Source organism: Hydrogenophaga sp., assembly GCF_031426985.1.
In the GTDB taxonomy this organism is placed as follows: domain Bacteria; phylum Pseudomonadota; class Gammaproteobacteria; order Burkholderiales; family Burkholderiaceae_C; genus Hydrogenophaga.
Map to the genome: position 1 here is coordinate 1 of NZ_JASJOY010000082.1, position 19,263 is coordinate 19,263.

The following is a 19,263-nucleotide window of genomic DNA, read 5'->3' on the forward strand; positions in this document are numbered from 1 at the left end:
CCGGACTCGCCCACGAACATGTGGTGCGCCTCTTCGGTCAGCATGAACTTGGTGGTGCGGGCCAGCGGGTCGAAGCTGGACTCGGCCAGGGCGCAGAGCTGGAACTTGCCGTCGCGGTCGGTGAAGTAGGTGAACATGAAGAAGCTCAGCCAGTCGGGCGTCTTCTCGTTGAAGGCCTGCAGGATGCGCGGGTTGTCGGCGTTGCCGCTGTTGCGTTCGAGCAGGGCTTCGGCTTCTTCGCGGCCGTCCTTGCCGAAGTACTTGTGCAGCAGGTAGACCATGGCCCAGAGGTGGCGACCTTCTTCGACGTTGACCTGGAACAGGTTGCGCAGGTCGTACTGGCTGGGGCAGGTCAGGCCCAGGTGGCGCTGCTGCTCGACCGACGCCGGCTCGGTGTCGCCCTGCGTCACGATGATGCGGCGCAGGTTGGCGCGGTGTTCGCCGGGGATGTCCTGCCAGGCGGCTTCGCCCTTGTGGTCACCGAAGTGGATCTTGCGGTCCTGCTCGGCCGGGTTGAGGAAGATGCCCCAGCGGTAGTCGGGCATCTTGACGTGGCCAAACTGCGCCCAGCCCTGCGGGTCGACGCTGACCGCCGTGCGCAGGTAGACGTCGAAGTTCTGCGAACCGTCCGGGCCCATGTCCTGCCACCACTGCAGGTAGTTCGGCTGCCAGTGTTCCAGCGCGCGCTGCAGCGTGCGGTCTTCGCTGAGGTTGACGTTGTTGGGGATCTTCTGGCTGTAATCGATGCTGGACATGACGGGTCTCCTGCGGGTGGGGTTGATCGGTGGGACGGCTTAAACGCGATTCCAGTCAAAGGCGGCTTTTTCGCCCTTGCCATAGACCTTCAGCGCACCCTTTTCGCCGACGGCGTTGGGGCGCTGGAAGATCCAGTTCTGCCAGGCGGTCAGGCGGCCGAAGATGCGGGTGGCCATGTTTTCCTTCTGCGCAAACCGCAGGTTGGCTTCGAGGCCGGTCAGCGCGTCGGGCGACATGGCGGCGCGCTCTTCCAGCATCAGGCGGATCTCGTCGGCCCAGTCGATGTCGTCGGGCGCGGCGGTGACCAGACCCAGCTTCACGGCGGCGTCGCCGTCGAGCGCCTGGCCGATGGCGGCGCGCGCGGCTTCCATCGCGGGCACCTCTTCGTAGAAGCGGCGCTGCAGGCGGCTCTGGTCGTTGACCATGGGGAAGAAGCCGAAGTTCATCTCGCTGAGCGTCAGCGTGGGCTGTTTTTCCGGCTCGTCGGGCAGCACCAGCTGGTAGGCGCGGTCGGCGCAGAAGGCCAGCTCGGCCAGCGTGCCGGCGAAGCACGAGCCCGGCTCGATCAGCGCGAACAGCGAGCGCGAGGACACGTCCAGCCGCGCCAGCGTGCGGCGCAGGTGGCCGATGGTTTCGTTGACGAACCAGTGGCCTTTGTTTGCGAGCATCAGCGCGTCGTTGGCCAGCACGGCAGCCGCATCGCCTTCGGTCTTGAGCAGCCAGGTGCCGATCTCCAGCTCGTTGGTGCGCAGGTGCAGGATGGCGTCGTCCAGCTCGCGCACCATCTGCAGCGGGTACCAGTTGGCGCCCGCGGCTTCGATGCCGGCGATGTCGGTCGGCTGCGCGCCTTGCGGGGCCTTCACGGTGAAGGTGGCGACGCGCTTGGCGCGGTCGATCTCGACCGTGACGTTCGTGTAGCTCAGGCGGTCGGAGTCGATCGTTCGGTTCAGCGGGGTCAGTTCCACGCCCTGGGCACCGGCCGGGCGGGTGCTGCCGGCGGCCAGGCGCTCGGCGCGCTCGCGCACCGCCTGCTGGAACACGGCCGGCTTGGCGATCGCGTCCACCAGGCGCCAGTCCACCGCTTTCTGGCCGCGCGCGCCTTCGACGCTGGTGCAGAAGATGTCGGCCAAGTCGTGGCGCACGTGGCGCTTGTCGGTCACGCGGGTCAGGCCGCCGGTGCCGGGCAGCACGCCCAGCAGCGGCACCTCGGGCAGGCTGACGGCGCTGCTGCGGTCGTCCACCAGCACGATTTCATCGCAGGCCAGGGCCAGCTCGTAGCCACCACCGGCGCAGGCGCCGTTGAGCGCGGCGACGAACTTCAGACCGCTGTGCTGGCTGCTGTCCTCGATGCCGTTGCGGGTCTCGTTGGTGAACTTGCAGAAGTTGACCTTCCAGCCGTGGGTCGACAGGCCCAGCATGAAGATGTTGGCGCCCGAGCAGAACACCCGGTCCTTCAGGCTGGTGACCACCACGGTGCGCACTTCCGGGTGCTCGAAGCGGATGCGCTGCAGCGCGTCGTGCAGCTCGATGTCCACGCCCAGGTCGTAGCTGTTGAGCTTGAGCTTGTAACCGGGGCGGATGCCGGCGTCTTCGTTGATGGCCAGCGACAAGGTGGCCACCGCGCCGTCAAAGGCGAGCCGCACGTGCTGGTAGCGCGAGGGGTGGGTCTGATAGTCGACGCGGGGGGCGGTGGCGGTCATGGTGTTGTCTCCTGGAGTCGGGGCCGGGCGGGCAGATGCACTGGAATGCACAGTGATGTGAATAATAGTGCATGCTTTCAGGCGCAGTCAAATGCAATTTACTGCATGTTGCTCGGTGTTTACCCGAGCCCTTCGGTTCAGGCGGGCAGCTTGAGCAGCTGCCGCACCTCGCGCCGCAGCTTCACGAAGCTGTCTTCCAGCGGCTGGGCGCTGGTGTTGAAGGCCAGGTCGGCCTTGGAGTAGAAGGCCGCGCGCCCTTCGAGGATGCGCTTCAAATCTTCCATCGCCTCGCGGCTGGCGGCCATGGGGCGCATGTCGCCCTGCGCCGCCACCCGGCCCATGTGGTCGGTCGCATCGGCCTGCAGCCAGACGGTGGTGCAGTGCTGCAGCAGCAGGTTGAAGTTGGCCGAATCGGCCACCAGGCCGCCGGGCGTGGCGATCACCACCTCGGGGTAGATCTGGATCGCTTCTTCAAGCGCGCGGCGCTCGTAGCGGCGGTAGGCGTTGGCGCCGTACAGGTTGTGGATCTCGCTGATGCTGCAACCGGCGAACTGCTCGATCTGGCGGCTCAGCTCGATGAACGGAAAACCCAGGTCGTCGGCCAGGCGCTGGCCCAGCGTGGACTTGCCCGCCCCGCGCAGGCCGATCAGCGCCACACGCGCCAGCCGGCCCTGCGTGTCCACCCCGCCGCTGGACCCCAGCAGCTCGGCCAGTTGCAGGCGGGCGCGGCGCAGGTCGGCCTCGTTGCGGCCTTGCAGCAGCTCGCGGATCAGCAGCCATTCGGGCGAGGAAGTGCTCACGTCACCGATCAGTTCGGCCAGCGAGCAGTGCAGCGCCTGCGCCACCTGCAGCAGCACCAGGATGGAGGCGTTGCCGGTGCCGTATTCGAGGTTGGCCAGGTGGCGTTCGGACACGTCGGCCGCGATGGCCACGGCCTTGCGCGTCATGCCCTTGCGCGAACGCAGGCTGCGCACCCGCTCGCCCAGCGCCACCAGAAACGGGTGGCGTTCTTCGGCATCGTCGGCGGGGGTGGGCAACGGGGCAATGAGGGAGTCGGTGGCAACCATGGGTGCGCGCCTTTCGTCTGGTCCGGTGGCGGCCCGGGGAAAACCCTAGGCTTTGGCGCCCCCACAAACATGCACTTTACTGCATACTGACCGGGACGCAAGATAGTGCATTTATACCGTCATTCCCCCGCCGCCACCACGGCGTTTACGCAAACCGCTGCATCTTTCCACCGCCCATGACCGCCCAAGACACGCCCCTGCTCCCCAACTTTCTGGCCGGTCGCTGGCAGACCGGCACCGGCCGCGGCACCACCCTGCTGGACCCGGTGACGGGCGAGGCCCTGGTCCGCGTGGACAACACCGGCCTTCAGCTCGCCGAAGGCTTTGCCTTCGCCCGCGAACACGGCGGCGCCGCGCTGCGCGCGCTGAGCTACCGCCAGCGCGCGGCCCTGCTGGGCGAGGTGGTGAAGGTGCTGCAGGCCAACCGCGACGCCTACTACGACATCGCCACCCGCAACTGCGGCACCGTCAAGAACGATTCGGCGGTGGACATCGACGGTGGCATCTTCACCCTGGGCTACTACGCCAAGCAGGGCGAGGCCCTGGGCGACGCGAAGCTGCTGCTGGACGGCGAGCGCACCCGCATGGGCAAGGACCCGCTGTTCCAGACCCAGCACGTGCTGAACCCCACGCGCGGCGTGGCGCTGTTCATCAACGCCTTCAACTTCCCCAGCTGGGGCCTGTGGGAAAAGGCCGCGCCGGCCCTGCTCTCAGGCGTGCCGGTGATCGTGAAACCCGCGACCGCCACCGCCTGGCTGACCCAGCGCATGGTGGAAGACGTGGTCAAGGCCGGCGTGCTGCCCGCCGGCGCCCTGTCGGTCATCTGCGGCTCGTCGGCCGGGCTGATGGACCAGCTGCAGCCGTTTGACGTGGTGAGCTTCACCGGCTCGGCCGAGACGGCGCGCCTCATCCGTTGCCACCCGGCCGTGGCGCAGCGTTCGGTGCGCTGCAACATTGAGGCCGACAGCCTCAACAGCGCCCTGCTGGACCCGGCGGCCACCGAAGGCGGCGAAGCCTTCAACCTGCTGGTCAAAGAAGTGGTGCGCGAGATGACCGTGAAGAGCGGGCAGAAGTGCACCGCGATCCGCCGCGTGTTTGTGCCGCGCGCGCTGTACGCCGCCACCGCGCAGGCCATTGGCGCACGGCTGGCCAAAACCACCGTGGGCAACCCGCGCAACGAGGCCACGCGCATGGGCGCGCTGGTCAGCCGCGAACAGTACGACCACGTGCTGGCCGGCATCGCTCACCTGAAGACCGAAGCCGAGCTGCTGTACGACGGCAGCGGCGCTGCGCTGGTGGACGCCGACCCGGCCGTGGCCGCCTGCGTGGCGCCGGTGCTGCTGGGCACGCAAGACCCGGTGGGCGCGAAGCTGTTGCACGAAGTCGAGGTGTTCGGGCCCGTCGCCACCCTCATGCCCTACGACAGCGAAGCCCAAGCGTATGACCTGATCCGCCGCGGCGAAGGTTCGCTGGTGGCCTCGGTCTACAGCGAAGACCCGGCCTTCATCGCCCGCGCCGCGGCCGAGCTGGCCGACAGCCACGGCCGCGTGCACGCCATCAGCCCCGACGTGACCGCCAGCCAGACCGGCCACGGCAACGTGATGCCCATGAGCCAACACGGCGGCCCCGGCCGCGCGGGCGGCGGCGAAGAGCTGGGCGGCCTGCGCGCGCTGGGCTTCTACCACCGCCGCACGGCCGTGCAGGCCAGCAGCGCAGCGCTGGACGCGCTGGCGGCTCAAGGCGTACCGTTCAAACCCTGATCGGCCCCAGACCTCCGTTCGGGCTGAGCTTGTCGAAGCCCTCGCGGGCCACACCGCACATGCCCTTCGACAAGCTCAGGGCGAACGGCTGCAGCAAAACAACGAAGGAGACAACCATGAGCCACACCGAAACCGCCGCCCCGCCCGAGCGCTTCAACTTCGCACGCCACCTGATCGCGCTCAACGCCGGGCGGCCGGACAAGACGGCGCTGATCGACGACGCGGGCGTGCTCACCTACGGCCAGCTGGCCGAGCAGGTGCAGCGCTGTTCGGCCGCGCTCACCGGGCTGGGCCTGCGGCGCGAGGACCGGGTGCTGCTGCTCATGCACGACTGCAGCGACTGGGTGGTGAGCTTCCTGGGCGCGCTGCACGCGGGCGTGGTGCCGGTGTGCGTGAACACCCTGCTGACCGCCAAGGACTACGCCTACATGCTGGCCGACAGCCGGGCGCAGGCGGCGCTGGTCTCGGGCCCGCTGCTGCCCACGCTGCAGACCGCCATGGACGGCACCCCGCACGAGGTGCGGCACCTGATCGTCTCGCGCGGGCAGGACCTGCCGGCCGGCGCACACGACTGGGCGCAGTGGGTGGCCGCCGCGGCGCCGGGCACGGGCGCCGACACACACGGCGACGAGCCGGCCTTCTGGCTCTATTCCAGCGGCTCCACCGGCGCGCCCAAGGGCACGGTGCACACCCAGGCCAACCTCTACTGGACGGCCGAGCTGTACGGCAAAGGCGTGCTGGGCCTGCGTGAAAGCGACGTGGTGTTCTCGGCCGCCAAGCTGTTCTTCGCCTACGGCCTGGGCAACGCCCTGTCGTTCCCGCTCTCGGTCGGTGCCAGTGTGGTGCTGATGGCCGAGCGGCCCACGCCGCAGGCCTGCTTCAAACGCATGACCGCGCACCGGCCCACCGTCTTCTGCGGCGCGCCCACCGGCTACGGCGGCATGCTGGCCGCGCCCGACCTGCCCGCCCAAAGCGCGGTGGCGCTGCGCCTGTGTTCGTCGGCCGGCGAGGCGCTGCCACGCGACATCGGCGAACGCTGGACGGCCCACTTCGGCTGCGAAATCATCGACGGCATCGGCAGCACCGAGATGCTGCACATCTTCCTGTCCAACCGGCCGGGCGACGTGCGCTACGGCAGCACCGGCAAGCCGGTGCCGGGCTACGAGGTGCAGCTGCGCGACGAAGACGGCAGCGTGATCACCGGCCACAACCTGATCGGCGACCTCTACATCCAGGGGCCCAGCGCGGCCCTGATGTACTGGAACAACCGCGCCAAATCGCGCGACACCTTCCAGGGCCCGTGGGCCAAGAGCGGCGACAAGTACACCCGCGACCCCGACGGCTACTACACCTACGCCGGCCGCAACGACGACATGCTCAAGGTCAGCGGCATCTACGTCAGCCCCTTCGAGGTGGAGGCCACGCTGGTGCAGCACACCGCGGTGCTGGAGGCGGCGGTGATCGGCAAGACCGACGACGACGGCCTGACCAAGACCAAGGCCTATGTGGTGCTCAAGAGCGGCGCGCAGGCGACCGAGGCCGAGCTGCAGGCCTTCGTGAAGGAAAAGCTGGCGCCCTACAAGTACCCGCGCTTCATCGAGTTCGTGGCCGAGCTGCCCAAAACGGCCACCGGCAAGATCCAGCGCTTCAAGCTGCGCGAACTGGAAACCCAGCGCCAGTTCGTGCGGCGCTGAGGCGCGACGCGGACGTTTCTCCCGCGCCGCCTCAGAGGCTGAGAGGGAATGGGGCGTGCCCGAAAGGGCACCCCAAAGCGCTGCCGGCAAGGCGCAAAGCACAGCCGTCGCTCGGGCTACGGCGCGCATTTGCAACGCAGCCGGCGGTGGTTTGGGGTGTCAAGGCGGGCATGACCGATTGCCTCTCAGCCTCTCAGCCGCCGAGCACGGCCCGGAGCGCACGCGCCAGCTGCTCCTGGGTGAAGGGTTTGTCCAGCCGGCGCGTGACGCCCAGGCGCTGCAGTTCGGCCGCCGCCGCTTCGTCCACCCGGCCGCTGGCCACGATGACCGGCACCTCGGGCAGCATGCGGCGCAACGCGATGACGAAGGCCAGGCCGTCCATCTGCGGCATGTGCAGGTCGGTGATGACGGCGCGCAGCTGCGCTTGGTGGGCCGCGGTCTTGAGCAGGGCGTCGGCCCCGTCGGTGGCCAGCACCGGTTTGAATTTCAGGCGTTCCAGCACCGTGCGGCCGACTTCGCGCACCGCCGGCTCGTCGTCCACGAACAGGATGGTCTCGCCGTGCCCGATCTCGCCGATCACCGACTCGGCAAAGGGGACGCTGTCGCGCACGTCGCCCACGTCGTTCGCCGCCACCGGCAGGCAGACGGTGAACATCGTCCCCTGCGCGAGCTGTGAATACACCTGCACGAAACCGCCGTGCGCCCGCACGATGCCCAGCACCGTGGACAGGCCCAGGCCGGTGCCCTTGTCCGCCGCCTTGGTGGTGAAGAAGGGGTCGAAGATGCGGTCCAGGATCTCGGGCGGGATGCCGCTGCCGGTGTCGCTCACGCGCAGCGCCACGTAGCGCCCGGGCCGGGCGTCGGGGATGGAGCGGGCATAGACGTCGTCCAGCACCACCACCTTGGCCCTGAGCCCCAGCGTGCCGCCACCGGGCATGGCGTCGCGGGCGTTGACGCACAGGTTCAGCAGCACCTGGTGCAGCTGCGTCGGGTCGCCCAGCACCGGGGGCAGGCCGTCGTCGCAGGCCACCCGCAGCTGGATGTTCTTGGGAAAACTGCCCTTCATGAGCCGTTCGAGCTCGTCCAGCATGGGCTGGGGACGCACCGGCACGCGCTCGCCTTCCACGCCTTTGGCGAAGGTCAGCAGCTGGCGCACCATGTCGGCCCCGCGCTGGGCGCTGCCCTGGATCATCTCGAACAGCTTGGACTCTTCGGGGTACTGCTCCTTGAGGATGCTCATGCCCATGAGCACCGGGGCCAGCGCGTTGTTCAGGTCGTGCGCGACACCACCGGCCAGGGTGCCCAGGCTCTCCAGGCGCTGCGACCGCAGTTGCTGGCGTTCGGCCCGCTTCATGGCGGTGATGTCTTCGTGCGAGACCACCACGCGCGGGTCGTCGGCGGCGCCAAAGCGTTCGACGCGGCAGACGAACCAGTGCGTGTCGCCGCCGATCGGCGCGCTGTATTCGTGCTCGAAGCTGCGCGCCGTGCCGTCCATGACGGAGCGGATGCCGCCCACCAGCGGCGCCAGGAACTGGGTGTTGCCCGTGCCCGCGCCGGTCGCGCAGTAGTCCAGGTAATTGCGGATGTCACCGGTCGAGCGGCCACCCCCGAAGTCGCGCCAGGCCTGGTTGGCGGCCACGATGTCGCCCTGCGCGTCGAGGATGACCACGCGCGCGCTCAGCGCGTCCAGCGTGGCCTGGGCCAGGCGTTCGCTCTCGATGACGTTGCGCGTCTGCTCGGCCACGCGCTGCTCCAGCTCCTGGTTGAAGCGCGAGAGCTCGGCCTCGATCAGCTTGCGCTCGGTGATGTCCATCCAGTAGCCGATGATTTCCAGCGGCTGGCCGGCCTCGTCGCGCACCAGGCGCGACTGCTCGTGCAGCCAGCGGTAGCGGCCGTCGTGCATGCGCAGGCGGAATTCGATCAGCGCATCGCCCTGCACCAGCACGTCCGGGCGTTCGCGCGCCACGCGTTCGCAGTCGTCCGGGTGCACCAGCCGTGCGAACAGGCCAGCCTCCCGCGTAAAGGCCTCGGACGCGTGGCCCATGAGCTGTTGCACGTTGGGGCTGACGTAGCGCAGCGCCCAGGGGTGCCGGGCCTCGGCGGTGAAGATGGTCACCGGGCTGGAGGCGACCAGAAAGTGCAGGCGCGCTTCGCTGCGGCGCAGCGCGGCGTCGGCCCAGGTGCGCACCAGGGCGCTGCCGATCACGTCGCGCAGCACCTTGAGCAGCGCGATGTCCTCGTCGCTCCAGTGCCGCGGCGCGTGTTGCAGGCTGTAGGCCAGGAAGCCGATGGGGCGCCCTTCGTGCCGCAGGGCGAACACCAGCAGCGAGCGCACGCCGCAGCGCTGCAGCAGGGCCTGCGGCGCCGCATCGGCCGGGGGCAGCTGCTGCACGTCGGGCAGGCACAGCACCAGGTCGCGGTTCAGATGGGCGAGCAGCCAGGGCATGTGCTCCTGTGCCACGTCCTGCAAGTCGCCCGGCATGGGCGTGATGCCCGGCGCGCACCACACGTGTTCGCCGTTGAAGCGCCGGCCGTCGCGCGCGATGGTGTAGAGGTGGGCGCGATCGGCGCCGAGCTGCAGGCCACTGGCCTGCAGCGCCTGGTCGATCGCTTCGTGGGTGCGCACCAGCGGCACGGCCATGAGGGCCGCGGCCGAGAGGCTGATGACGCGCTGCATGTCGCGCTGGGCGCGCAGGGCCGCCTCGGCGGCCTTGATGTGGCTGATGTCGGTCTGGATGGACACGAACTGGTACACCCGGCCTTCGCGGTCCACGAAGGGGGTGATGGTCGATTCCACCCAGTAGAGGCTCCCGTCCTTGCGGCGGCTGCAAAGTTCACCGTGCCAGACCTGCCCGCTGGCAATGGCGGACCAGATGCCCTGGTAGAACTCGGGCGCATGCACCCCGGACTTGAGCATGCGGTGGTTGTGCCCCTGCAGCTCGGCAAAGCTGTAGCCGCTGTTCTGGCAGAAGCGCTCGTTGGCGTAGCTGATGTTGCCCGCCTGGTCGGCAAAGCTCACGCTGGCGTGCTGCCCAAGCGCCATGTGTTCGCGTTCGCGTTCGTACAGCGTGGTCTGCAGGTGCCGGCGCAGGGCCGTGCCCTGGCGCGCCCGGCGCGCACGCGCCGTGACGGCGGCCACCAGGTGATCGGGCTGCACCGGCTTGACCAGGAAGTCGTCGCCCCCGAGATTGAGCGCCAGCAGCTGCTGGGTGAGGTCGGTCTCGGCCGACAGGAAGATCACCGGCAGGTCGAGCCAGGCGTCGCGTTCGCGCAGCGCAGCCGCCAGCTCGGGGCCGCTGGCTTCGGGCATGTAGACGTCCAGCAGCAGCACGTCGGGCCGCAGGCGTTCGAGGATGTCGAGCGTCTGCAGCGGGTCCGAGAGCGCGTGCACCTCCATGCCGGCGCCGCGCAGCACGGTGGCCTGTGCTTCGAGCAGCAGCGGCTCGTCGTCCACCAGCAGCACGCGGTAGGGCTGCGCCGGCCGGCGGCCGGTGAGCGTGTCCAGCACGTCCACCATGCGCTCGGGCTCCAGCGGGCGGGCCAGCGTGCGCTGCACCCCGGCGCGCAGGGCGCGCAGGCGCAGGTCCAGGTCGTCGTGCGGCAGGGCCGCCACCACCACCGGGCGGGCGGGTCCGGCGGTCAGCGCCTGCACCTGTGCCAGTGCGGGCTCCACCACGGCGGGGTCGTGCATGTCCAGCAGCAGCACGGTCGGCACCGGCGGGGGCGTGTGGGCCCAGGCCTGGCACAGGGCCGCGAAATCGGTGTGCGCCTGCACCCGGTAACCGGCGGCGGACAGCGCCGACCAGTCTTCGCCATCGGCGCCCTGCAGCGCGCAGCGCAGCAGGTGCACCGTGACCACGGCGTCCGCCGAAGGCTCGGCGGTGGGCGGCACGGGCACGCCGGCCCCCGCTGCGCGGGGCGCCGCGGCGGCGCGCTCCAGCGCGGCCAGCGCCTGCGCCATGGCCTGGGCCTGGGCGGTGTCCAGCACCGCATCGCCGCGCACCAGGGCCGCCAGCGTGGCTTCCAGGCCGCGCGCGGCGGCCGACACCTCGGGCAGGCCAAAGGTGCCGGCGCCACCGGTCAGGCCGTGCACTTCGCGGTGCAGGGATTCGAGGTCCACCACGCCGTCTCCGGCCAGCAGCTGCTGCAGCTGCCGGCGCACCGAGTCCAGGCGCGGGCCCAGCTGGTCGGTGAAGCGCCGCCGCAGGTCCGCCAGCAGGGCGGCCACCTCGGTGGGGCCGGGGGGCGCGGGGGCCACGGTCGCGGCGCGCTCACGCATGGTGGCGCTCCCAGAGGCTGCGCAACTGGTCGGGCAGCGTCATCGGGTCGAAGGGCTTGGCGATCACGTCCAGCGCGCCCATCGCCTTGTACTGCGCCACCTCGCCGGGCTGCACCTTGGCCGTCATGAAGCCCACCGGCAACTGCGCCAGACCGGGCAGCGCGCGCAGGGCCTTGAGGGTGCTGGGTCCGTCCATGCCGGGCATCATCACGTCCAGCAGCACCATGTCGGGCCGCCAGACCTGCAGTTCGCGCAGGGCCGCGTCGCCACTGGAGCAGATGCGCACTTCAAAGCCGCCCACCAGCTCCAGCGCCATGCGCGCCACGGCCTGGATGTCGGGTTCGTCTTCCACACAGAGGATGCGTTGCAGTGGGGGCGTCATAAGGGACTGGGTTCGGTTTCACTGAAATCGGGACCACCGATGGCGTCGAGCAGTTCGTCCGGCGTCACGTGGCCTTTGTGGATGACGGCGTCGACCTGAAGGGCCTGCGCCTCGCTGATGTCGCCCCCGGTGAGCACGACCACGCGGGTGTCGGGCTGGCGGGCCTGCAGATCGGGCAACAGATCCCAGCCCGATTCGCTGGGCAGGCCGGGATCGAGGATGACCACGTCAAAACGCTCCAGCGCCACGCGGGTGCGCGCCTCGCGCAAGGTGGTGGCCAGTTCGAAGTCGAAACGCTCGCCGGCCATGGCACGCACCACCTCGTGCAGCTGCACGTCGTCCTCGACGTGCAGCACCCGGGCATGCGGCGCACGGTGTTCGGTCGCCACCTGGTCGAGCACGGCCAGCAGGCGGCTCTGGTCCACCGGCTTGGCCAGCCAGTGCAGGTCGGGCCAGGCGCTGTCCAGGCTCTGGCGCCCTTCTTCGATGCGTGCCGAGACGATCAGCAGCGGCGTGTGGGCGGTGGCTTCCTGGCCGCGCAGGCGCGCGATGAATTCGGTGCCGCCCACGTCGGGCAGCATCAGGTCCAGCGTGATGGCGGCGTAGCGTTTCTGCCGCGACAGCTCCAGCGCCAGCGCAGCGGTGTGGGCGGCGTCCACGCGGTAGCCGGCGCGTTCGATGATGCGGCGCAGCAGCTGCGCCGCGTCGGCGTCGGGCTCGACCATCAGGATGTGCGGGCGGCGGCGGCGGCGGCGACCGGCCGGGCGCGGGAGGGGCAGCGCCGCGGGTTGCGAGATGGGCGCCGTCCAGACCGGCAGTTCGAAGAAGAAGCGCGCGCCCTGCCCCGGTGTGGACTCGAAGCCCATGCGGCCGCCCATGTGCTCGATGAGCTCGCGCGAGATCGCCAGGCCCAGGCCGGTGCCGCCCTTTTGCCGCGTGTCCGAGGCGTCGGCCTGCGAGAACTTCTGGAAGATGTGCGGCTGGAAGGCCAGCGGGATGCCGGGCCCGTGGTCGGCCACCACCACGCGCACCGTTCCGCCGCTGGGCAGCACGTTCACTTCCACCGTGCTGCCGGCGGGCGAGAACTTGGCCGCGTTCGACAGCAGGTTGGCCATGACCTGCTGCAGGCGCAGGGCATCCACCTCGACCTGCAGCGCCTCGGCGCGCTGGCCGAACACGAGGCGCACGCCAAACTGCGCCGCGTAGGTCTGGTTGTCGGCCAGCGACTGCTCCAGCTGGGGCATCAGCGGCTGCACATGGCGGTCAAAGTGCATCTTGCCGGCCAGCAGCTTTTCCATGTCGAGCAGGTCGTTGATGAGGAAGGACAGGCGCCGGCTGTTCTTCAGGGCGATGCCCACCATCTCGGCCACCCTGGGCGGCAACACCCCCGCCACGCCGGCGGACACCAGCCCCAGCGCCCCGGAGATGGCGGTCAGCGGGGTGCGCAATTCGTGGCTGACGGTGGCGATGAATTCGGACTTGACGCGGCTGGCGCGCTCGGCCTCGTCGCGCGCGAACTGCATGTCTGCGGTGCGCTGCTGCAGCGACTGGCGTTCGATGCGCAGCTCGTGGTCGCGGATCTGGATTTCGGCCAGCATGTGGTTGAAGTCGTCCACCAGGGCGCCCACCTCGTCGTTGTGGGCCTTGACGGCGCGCAGCGAATAGTCCTGCTCGCGCGAGACGCGGGTGCTGACCTCGGCCAGCCCCAGGATGGGGTCGGTCACGATGCGGCGCAGCCGAAAACCGAAGGTCACCGCCAGCGACGCCAGCAACAGCGCCAGCAGCGCCATCAGGGCCTGGCTTTCCAGCAGGTCCAGCCACAGGTGCAGCAGGTGCGCCCGCAGCTCGACCCGGCCGATCTCCCGCCCGTCTTCGAGCACCGCATGGACCACCCGCAGGTCGGCCGGGAACACGGCGTGGACCAGGCGCTCGGACGGGCTGCCGCCGTGCGAGTGGCGGCCGGACATGCCCGCTTCGGCGAACAGCGCGCCCTGCGCGTCCAGCAGGCGCACCTGGTCGATCGCTTCATTGGCGCGCAGGGCGCCCAGGGTCTGGCGGGCGCTTTCGCGGTCGCCAAAAGCCAGCGCGGCGCGGCTGCTGTCGCCCACCACCTGGGCCAGCACGTGCAGCTGTTCCTGGGTCCAGCGGTAGCGGGCAACGGCGTTGCTGACGCCGAAGACGATGGCGATCAGCAGCACCGCGGTCAGGGTGTTGAAGGCCAGCAGCAGGCCGAGCTTGTGCACGATGGAGAAGTCGCGCCAGTTCAGCATGCCCCTGGTTCGGGTGCCCGATGGGCCGGTGGCCATGGTCAGAACCTCCAGTGCGACTGCAGCGACCAGCTGCGCGGGATGTCGCTGGCCTGCAGGTGTGCGGCCGTGAACTCGGTGTGCCTGCGCTGCAGCAGGTTGTGCCCGGTCAGCGCGAGTTCCAGCCCCGGGCGCACGCGCCAGCCCAGGCGCAGGTCCAGGCGGGTGTGGGCGGGGATGGCCGCGAACGGCAGCCGGCCCTGGCGGTAGAGGTGGGCATCGAAGTCGAGGTTGTGCGCCAGATCGTGCTGCGCATGCAGCTGCACCATGTGGCCCGGCGACTCACCGGGCTTTCCGAACGCGCTGTCGTTCGGGTGGGGCCCGAGCTTCATGCGCAGGGTGCTCACGCTGCCGCTCAGGCGCCAGGTGGGGGCGACCTGCCAGACGCCGGACAGCTCGACCCCATAGGCGTGGCCGCTCAGTCCGTTGGCAAACCCGTAGGTGGGCTGGCCCGGGACCCCCGTCAGGCCCTCGACCGCGACCAGCCGGTCGTAGCGGTTGTGGAACACGGCCAGGTCCACGCAGAGGTCGGGGCCGAACAGGCCGCGGTAGCCGAACTCGCGCGCGACCAGTTCCTGCGACACCACGCCGGGGTTGCCCCGCAGGCCCACCGCGATCGGGAACGGCGTCGGATTGAACGGCGAACCGGGCGGCTCCACGCGGAAGTGGACCCGGCTGTGCTGCGATGCGCGCGAGGGTGTTTCCACCGCACGCGAGACCGCCGCCCAGAAACTGTCGCTGGGCGAGGCACGCCAGTGCAGGCGCGCGCCGGGCTGGGTCTCCAGGCCGGTGGTGCCGTTGTGCTCGAACTTGCTGCCCAGCGTCAGGTGCACCGCCTCGCCGAGCGCGATCTCGTCCTGCACGAAGGCGTTGTGGACCTGGGAGTGGGTGGCCGCCGGGTCCAGGCTCAGGGTGAAGCTGCCCCGCGTGCGGTCGTTGACATGCCGCAGGCCTGCGCCCCAGGTCAGCTCGTGCGCCGGGTTCAGCCGCAGGCGTTGCTGGAACTCCAGGTCCACGGTCTGCACCGCCATGTCCAGCGCATCGGTTCGCGCCCGCATCCGGTCCACGTAGGCCTGCAGCTGCCAGTGGTGGTCCGGGCCGACGGTGCGTTCCCAGCGCAGCAGCAGGTGGGCGCCAGACTCGACCTGGGTGCTGGGCGCGAAGTGCGCGCCCGGTGTGGCCAGCGAGGTGGCCAGCTCGATGACGTCGGCGTGCACCTCATGCACCTCGCCCTGGACCGTCACGCGGTCGCGCGCGTCGGGCTGCCGGTCGATGCGAAAACCCGCGCGCCGCTGGTGCAGGGCGTCGTGTGCGGCCTGCCCGTCGGGTTGCTGCAGGGCGCGGTGGTGGCCGGCCTTGGCCCAGGCGCGGTAGTGGCCGTTCTCGCCCAGCGCGCCGCCGTGCTGCAGCGCCACACCGGATTCTTCGCTGCCGGCGAGCGTCTGCACCAGGGTGCCCTGGGTGTCCTGCGCCTGGCGGGTGATGATGTTGATGACGCCGTTGAACGCATTCGCGCCCCACATGGTGCCGCCCGGTCCGCGGATCACCTCGATGCGCTCGATGTCGTCCAGCACCCGGTCCTGCGCTTCCCAGAAGGTGCCGTTGAACAGCGGTGAGAACAGGGCGCGCCCGTCCTGCAGCACCAGCAGCTTGCCGGCGTAGCGGCTGGCGAACCCGCGGATGCTGATGGCGTAGCGGCTGGCGTCGATGCGCGAGACCTGCACGCCAGGCACCAGGCGCAGCAACTCGGGCAGCGTGCTGGCGCCCGAGCGGCGGATGTCGTCGCGGTTGAGCACGTGCATGGCGGTGGCCGTGTCCAGCAGCGGCTGGGGCTTGCGGGCCGCGGAACTGACCTCGATGGACATCAGCTCTTCGAGCGACAGGCGCGTGGGGTCCGGGCCCCCCTGCGCCCAGGCCGCGCTGCTGGCGGCCAGCGCCAGGGCCACGGCCAGGGGGCGCCAGGCCACCGGGTGTTGAGCGCGCCTCATGGCACGACCTTGCCGGCCAGCTTGAGCATCTGGCTGTTGAGCACCAGGCCGACCTGCTGGGCGCTGCCGAGGTTGACGTCGAAGCGCACCCGGCTGGCGTCCACGCGCAGGCCGATCATGCCGCCCGCAGAGACGAAGCCGGGCAGATCGCCCACGGTGAGCACCGGGGCGCCGGCCGAGCGCAGCGGCAACAGGGGCAGGCGGTCGGTATCGCCTTCGCCCAGAAACAGCACGTCGCAATGACGCCAGTCGGCCACCGGCACGGCCAGGCGCACGTCGATCACATGGCCGCCAACGCTGCGGCCTTCGAGCAGGGACAGCTGCCCGTCCAGCGGCTGGGCCGCCGCAGCGCACAGGTGGATGGGCGCGCCCTCGCGCGGGCTTGGCCACTGCGTGAACTTGATGAAGTTGTAGACAAAGCCGGCCTTGACCGCGGCTTCGCTGGCCGTCTGGGACTGCGCCGCCGGTGCGGCCAGGGCCCACCCCAGCGCACAGACGAAGCTCAGCAGGCCGGCGGCGGGCCGCCACACGCGCAGGAAAGAGAGACAACGCGCCATCAGAAACGCGCCTCCAGCTTCAGGCGCACGCTGCGGCCGTCCTGCGCCAGTGAGGTGGTCCAGTTGTCGGTGCCGATGGGCTGGCGGTAGCGTTTGTCCAGCAGGTTGTAGATGCCCAGCGACACCCGCACCCCGGGCAGCCAGCGCCGCGAGCTCAGGGTCAGGTTGGTGAGGGCATGGCCCGCCACATGGCCGCCGTCCACGGTGTCGCGGCGGCTCTCGGCCAGCCATTCCAACCCGATGCGAGCACCGCCGGGCAGCGGCGCGGCCCAGTGCAGCTTGCCCAGCCACTGGGGCGAATTGACCAGCCGCTGGCCCTGCATCTGCGCGTCTTGCAGCGACACGCTGGCGCGCAGCCGCACACCCGACGGCCAGCGCCGGTCGGCCGAGACCTCGGCGCCGCGCGCGCGCACCGGCGGCCCGGACACGTACCGATCGTCGGGGCTGCTCCAGACCACCATGTCGCGCAGCGACCACTGGTACACCGAGGCGCGCAGCGCCAGGTCGGGCGCCGGGCGGTGGTCCAGCACCAGTTCGGTGGTCTCGATGCGTTCGTCGTCGATGGCGGGCAGCGGCGTCGGGTACTGGCCGCCGCTCTGGTCCCACTCCTGCTCGTAGACATTGGGCGTGCGGTGGGCGCGCCCGAACAGCAGCTTGGCGGTGGAGGCCGGCGAGGCCTGCCAGATCAGCGCCGCACGCGGGCTCAGGCGGGTGCCGCCCACGTTGTTGCGGTCGGTGCGCAGGCCCAGCGTGGCGACCAGGGTGTCCGAAAGGCGCCATTCGTCCTGCGCGTACAGGCCGGCGCGCCAGCCACGGGCCAGCCGGTAGCGGTTGTCCGCCGGGTCGTCCAGGATCGAGACCCGGTCCTGGCGCGGGTTGTCCTGCAGCTCCAGCCCCAGCATGAATGTGTGCGCCGCCCAGGCGGTGTTGAGCCAGCGCAGCTCGATCCCGCGCGACGCGCTGGCGGCGGTACCGCGGTACGCCTCGCCGCCCCAGGTCGCGAAACTGTCGTACCGGTACTCCCCCGCGAACACCCGCGCCAGCAGGTGCTGGGTCTGGTCGGCGAAGTGGTCCTCGTACTGCAGCTGGGTCGACAGGTAACTGTCCCGGATGTGCTGCCCCGGCACCAGCGGATCGGCCAGGAAGGCGGCCGTGGGGTCGCCCTTGTAGCGGTCGCCGTAGGCCAGGTCGAACGACCAGGGCCCGCGCGCAAGGCGCAGGAACAGCTGGTCGGCGCGCTCGCCGTCCAGCCCGGCGGCCACACCGGCGCCCCCGGCGCCGTAGTCGTAGAAGCGGTCTTCGCCGCGCGCGCGCAGCGCCGAGCCGGACAGCAGCAGGTCCACCCCGTTGTCCAGCACGCGGCCATGGCTCAGGCGGACCTGGCGCTGGCCCTGGGGCGACTGCCAGCCGAGGGCCACCTCGGTGCCGTTCAGGCCGGCGCCGTCGCGGGTGACCACGTTGATCACGCCGAACAGCGCGTTCTGCCCGTAGACCGCCCCGCCCGGGCCGGGAATGACCTCGATGCGCTCGATCAGGTCCTGGTCGAGCGGGAATTCGTGGCCCGCCATCACGCTGTCGTAGGTGGGCTCGTTCAGGCGGTTGCCGTTCAGGGTGATCAGCAGCCGGGTGTTGTAGTCGTCGGGAATGCCCAGCCCGCGCGTGCCGACGTAGGTGTACTGGCGGTCGTAGGTGGTGTGAAAGCCCGGCAGGCTGGCCAGGGCCTCGCCCAGGGTGCGCCAGCCAAAGGTGCGGATGTCGTCGCGGGTGATGACGCTCACCGACGCCGCCACCGCGTGCTGCGGCTGGGCGTACTTGGACGCGCCCATCACCGGGATGTCCATCAGCTGTTCCAGGCTCATGGCGGTCAGGTCCTGCTCCGCCCAGGCCGGGGCGGTGGAAGCCACCATGCCCAGCAGGCCACCGCACAGCCAGCGCGGGCCGACCAGGCGGCGTAAAGCGGTCAACAGGGGTTGGGAAAACAGGAGCGGCATCGGGGGTGAACCCGCCAGCAGGGGGCGGGCCTCTTCGGCAAACGGGACAACGTTGTGTGTTGGTGTTATCGGCTCTGCCCGCCAAAACCTGAGCCCCGCCGCCCGGTGCCGTGCGATCCGACACAGGCCAGCGCCTGGCCTGCCCGCGCCCGCGGCGCAGATGTGACGGAATGTGAAAACAGAGCCCACAGGAGAATGAAAAGAAAGTGTTCACTCACATCAAAACATGAACACCTTCCACTGCACATGACCCGGAATGACCGGAACCCGGTGGGCGCCGGCGCCGCCGACCGGCGCGGGAACCTTTCGTTTAGCACTCTCTCTCAGGGAGTGCTAACATCGATTCCAGACCATCTACAGGAGGGTTCCATCCATGTCGACCGCACTGCTTGCTCCCACCGATTTGCCAGCCGCCAGCCTGGCCGTGGCCAGCCCGTGGGCGAGCCGTTCGCTGACCCTGCCCGCCCTGGGCAACCTGGACGCGTACATCTCGGCCGTCAACCGCATGCCGCTGCTGACGCTGGAAGAAGAACAGAGCGCCGCCCGCCGCCTGCGCGAGCACAACGATCTGGAAGCCGCCGGCCAGCTGGTGATGTCGCACCTGCGCCTGGTGGTGTCCATCGCCCGCCAGTACCTGGGCTACGGCCTGCCGCACGGCGACCTGATCCAGGAGGGCAACGTGGGCCTGATGAAGGCCGTCAAGCGCTTCGACCCCGACCAGGGCGTGCGCCTGGTGAGCTACGCCATGCACTGGATCAAGGCCGAGATCCACGAGTACATCCT

12 protein-coding genes are annotated in these 19,263 nt (G+C 70.1%); 3 read left to right on the forward strand and 9 right to left on the reverse strand.

All coding sequences use genetic code 11. The features are described from left to right. The 3 genes from boxB to RMP09_RS10525 all read right to left on the reverse strand — a co-directional run. Positions 1-755 (reverse strand): benzoyl-CoA 2,3-epoxidase subunit BoxB (gene boxB, locus RMP09_RS10515; protein ID WP_310565932.1); only part of this gene is annotated, 755 nt, incomplete at its 3' end. Positions 756-794: 39 nt separating this feature from the next. After that, positions 795-2,456 (reverse strand): 2,3-epoxybenzoyl-CoA dihydrolase, encoded by a 1,662-nt coding sequence (gene boxC / locus RMP09_RS10520; RefSeq protein WP_310565933.1) that lies wholly within the window; start codon positions 2,454-2,456, stop codon positions 795-797. A gap of 137 nt (positions 2,457-2,593) precedes the next feature. After that, positions 2,594-3,523, reverse strand: coding sequence for a helix-turn-helix transcriptional regulator (locus RMP09_RS10525; protein WP_310565934.1), 930 nt, complete (start codon positions 3,521-3,523; stop codon positions 2,594-2,596). Between the two features lie 176 nt (positions 3,524-3,699). Here RMP09_RS10525 and RMP09_RS10530 point away from each other — a divergent pair, with 176 nt between their 5' ends. Continuing rightward, positions 3,700-5,283 carry a 3,4-dehydroadipyl-CoA semialdehyde dehydrogenase gene (locus RMP09_RS10530; protein ID WP_310565935.1) on the forward strand — a complete coding sequence of 528 codons (1,584 nt, stop codon included), beginning with the start codon at positions 3,700-3,702 and terminating at the stop codon, positions 5,281-5,283. 116 nt (positions 5,284-5,399) lie between these two features. Then, a complete protein-coding gene (locus tag RMP09_RS10535; protein WP_310565936.1) occupies positions 5,400-6,977 on the forward strand; it encodes a benzoate-CoA ligase family protein in 1,578 nt (525 codons plus the stop codon). Between the two features lie 193 nt (positions 6,978-7,170). Here the strand turns inward: RMP09_RS10535 and RMP09_RS10540 are convergent, their stop codons facing one another. Genes RMP09_RS10540 through RMP09_RS10565 form a run of 6 tightly spaced genes read right to left on the reverse strand, consistent with a single transcriptional unit; the run spans position 7,171 to position 18,453 of the window. After that, complete coding sequence (locus RMP09_RS10540; protein WP_310565937.1) at positions 7,171-11,256, reverse strand: response regulator; 4,086 nt, start codon at positions 11,254-11,256, stop codon at positions 7,171-7,173. Next, positions 11,249-11,638 (reverse strand): response regulator, encoded by a 390-nt coding sequence (locus RMP09_RS10545; protein ID WP_310565938.1) that lies wholly within the window; start codon positions 11,636-11,638, stop codon positions 11,249-11,251. Before RMP09_RS10545 ends, RMP09_RS10540 begins: the two co-directional genes overlap by 8 nt. Beyond that, on the reverse strand, positions 11,635-13,944 hold the full coding sequence (locus RMP09_RS10550; RefSeq protein WP_310565939.1) for an ATP-binding protein: 2,310 nt from the start codon (positions 13,942-13,944) through the stop codon (positions 11,635-11,637). The genes RMP09_RS10545 and RMP09_RS10550 overlap by 4 nt, the downstream gene beginning before the upstream one ends. A 2-nt stretch (positions 13,945-13,946) precedes the next feature. Beyond that, positions 13,947-15,932 (reverse strand): TonB-dependent receptor domain-containing protein, encoded by a 1,986-nt coding sequence (locus RMP09_RS10555; protein ID WP_310565940.1) that lies wholly within the window; start codon positions 15,930-15,932, stop codon positions 13,947-13,949. Next, positions 15,929-16,489: a YfiR family protein gene (locus RMP09_RS10560; protein WP_310565941.1), complete on the reverse strand. Its 561-nt coding sequence runs from the start codon at positions 16,487-16,489 to the stop codon at positions 15,929-15,931. The genes RMP09_RS10555 and RMP09_RS10560 overlap by 4 nt, the downstream gene beginning before the upstream one ends. Next, on the reverse strand, positions 16,489-18,453 hold the full coding sequence (locus RMP09_RS10565; protein ID WP_310565942.1) for a TonB-dependent receptor plug domain-containing protein: 1,965 nt from the start codon (positions 18,451-18,453) through the stop codon (positions 16,489-16,491). Before RMP09_RS10565 ends, RMP09_RS10560 begins: the two co-directional genes overlap by 1 nt. A 400-nt stretch (positions 18,454-18,853) precedes the next feature. On the opposite strand from RMP09_RS10565, the gene RMP09_RS10570 reads away from it, so the two are divergent. Further along, positions 18,854-19,263, forward strand: a 410-nt coding sequence (locus RMP09_RS10570; protein WP_310565943.1) for a sigma-70 family RNA polymerase sigma factor, incomplete at its 3' end; no start/stop codon positions are given.

Excerpts from the sequence above, each read along its gene's own strand:
- boxC (WP_310565933.1), bottom strand. The coding sequence starts at position 2,456 with ATGACCGCCACCGCCCCCCGCGTCGACTATCAGACCCACCCCTCGCGC.
- RMP09_RS10525 (WP_310565934.1), bottom strand. The coding sequence starts at position 3,523 with ATGGTTGCCACCGACTCCCTCATTGCCCCGTTGCCCACCCCCGCCGAC.
- RMP09_RS10530 (WP_310565935.1), top strand. The coding sequence starts at position 3,700 with ATGACCGCCCAAGACACGCCCCTGCTCCCCAACTTTCTGGCCGGTCGC.
- RMP09_RS10535 (WP_310565936.1), top strand. The coding sequence starts at position 5,400 with ATGAGCCACACCGAAACCGCCGCCCCGCCCGAGCGCTTCAACTTCGCA.
- RMP09_RS10540 (WP_310565937.1), bottom strand. The coding sequence starts at position 11,256 with ATGCGTGAGCGCGCCGCGACCGTGGCCCCCGCGCCCCCCGGCCCCACC.
- RMP09_RS10545 (WP_310565938.1), bottom strand. The coding sequence starts at position 11,638 with ATGACGCCCCCACTGCAACGCATCCTCTGTGTGGAAGACGAACCCGAC.
- RMP09_RS10550 (WP_310565939.1), bottom strand. The coding sequence starts at position 13,944 with ATGGCCACCGGCCCATCGGGCACCCGAACCAGGGGCATGCTGAACTGG.
- RMP09_RS10555 (WP_310565940.1), bottom strand. The coding sequence starts at position 15,932 with ATGAGGCGCGCTCAACACCCGGTGGCCTGGCGCCCCCTGGCCGTGGCC.
- RMP09_RS10560 (WP_310565941.1), bottom strand. The coding sequence starts at position 16,489 with ATGGCGCGTTGTCTCTCTTTCCTGCGCGTGTGGCGGCCCGCCGCCGGC.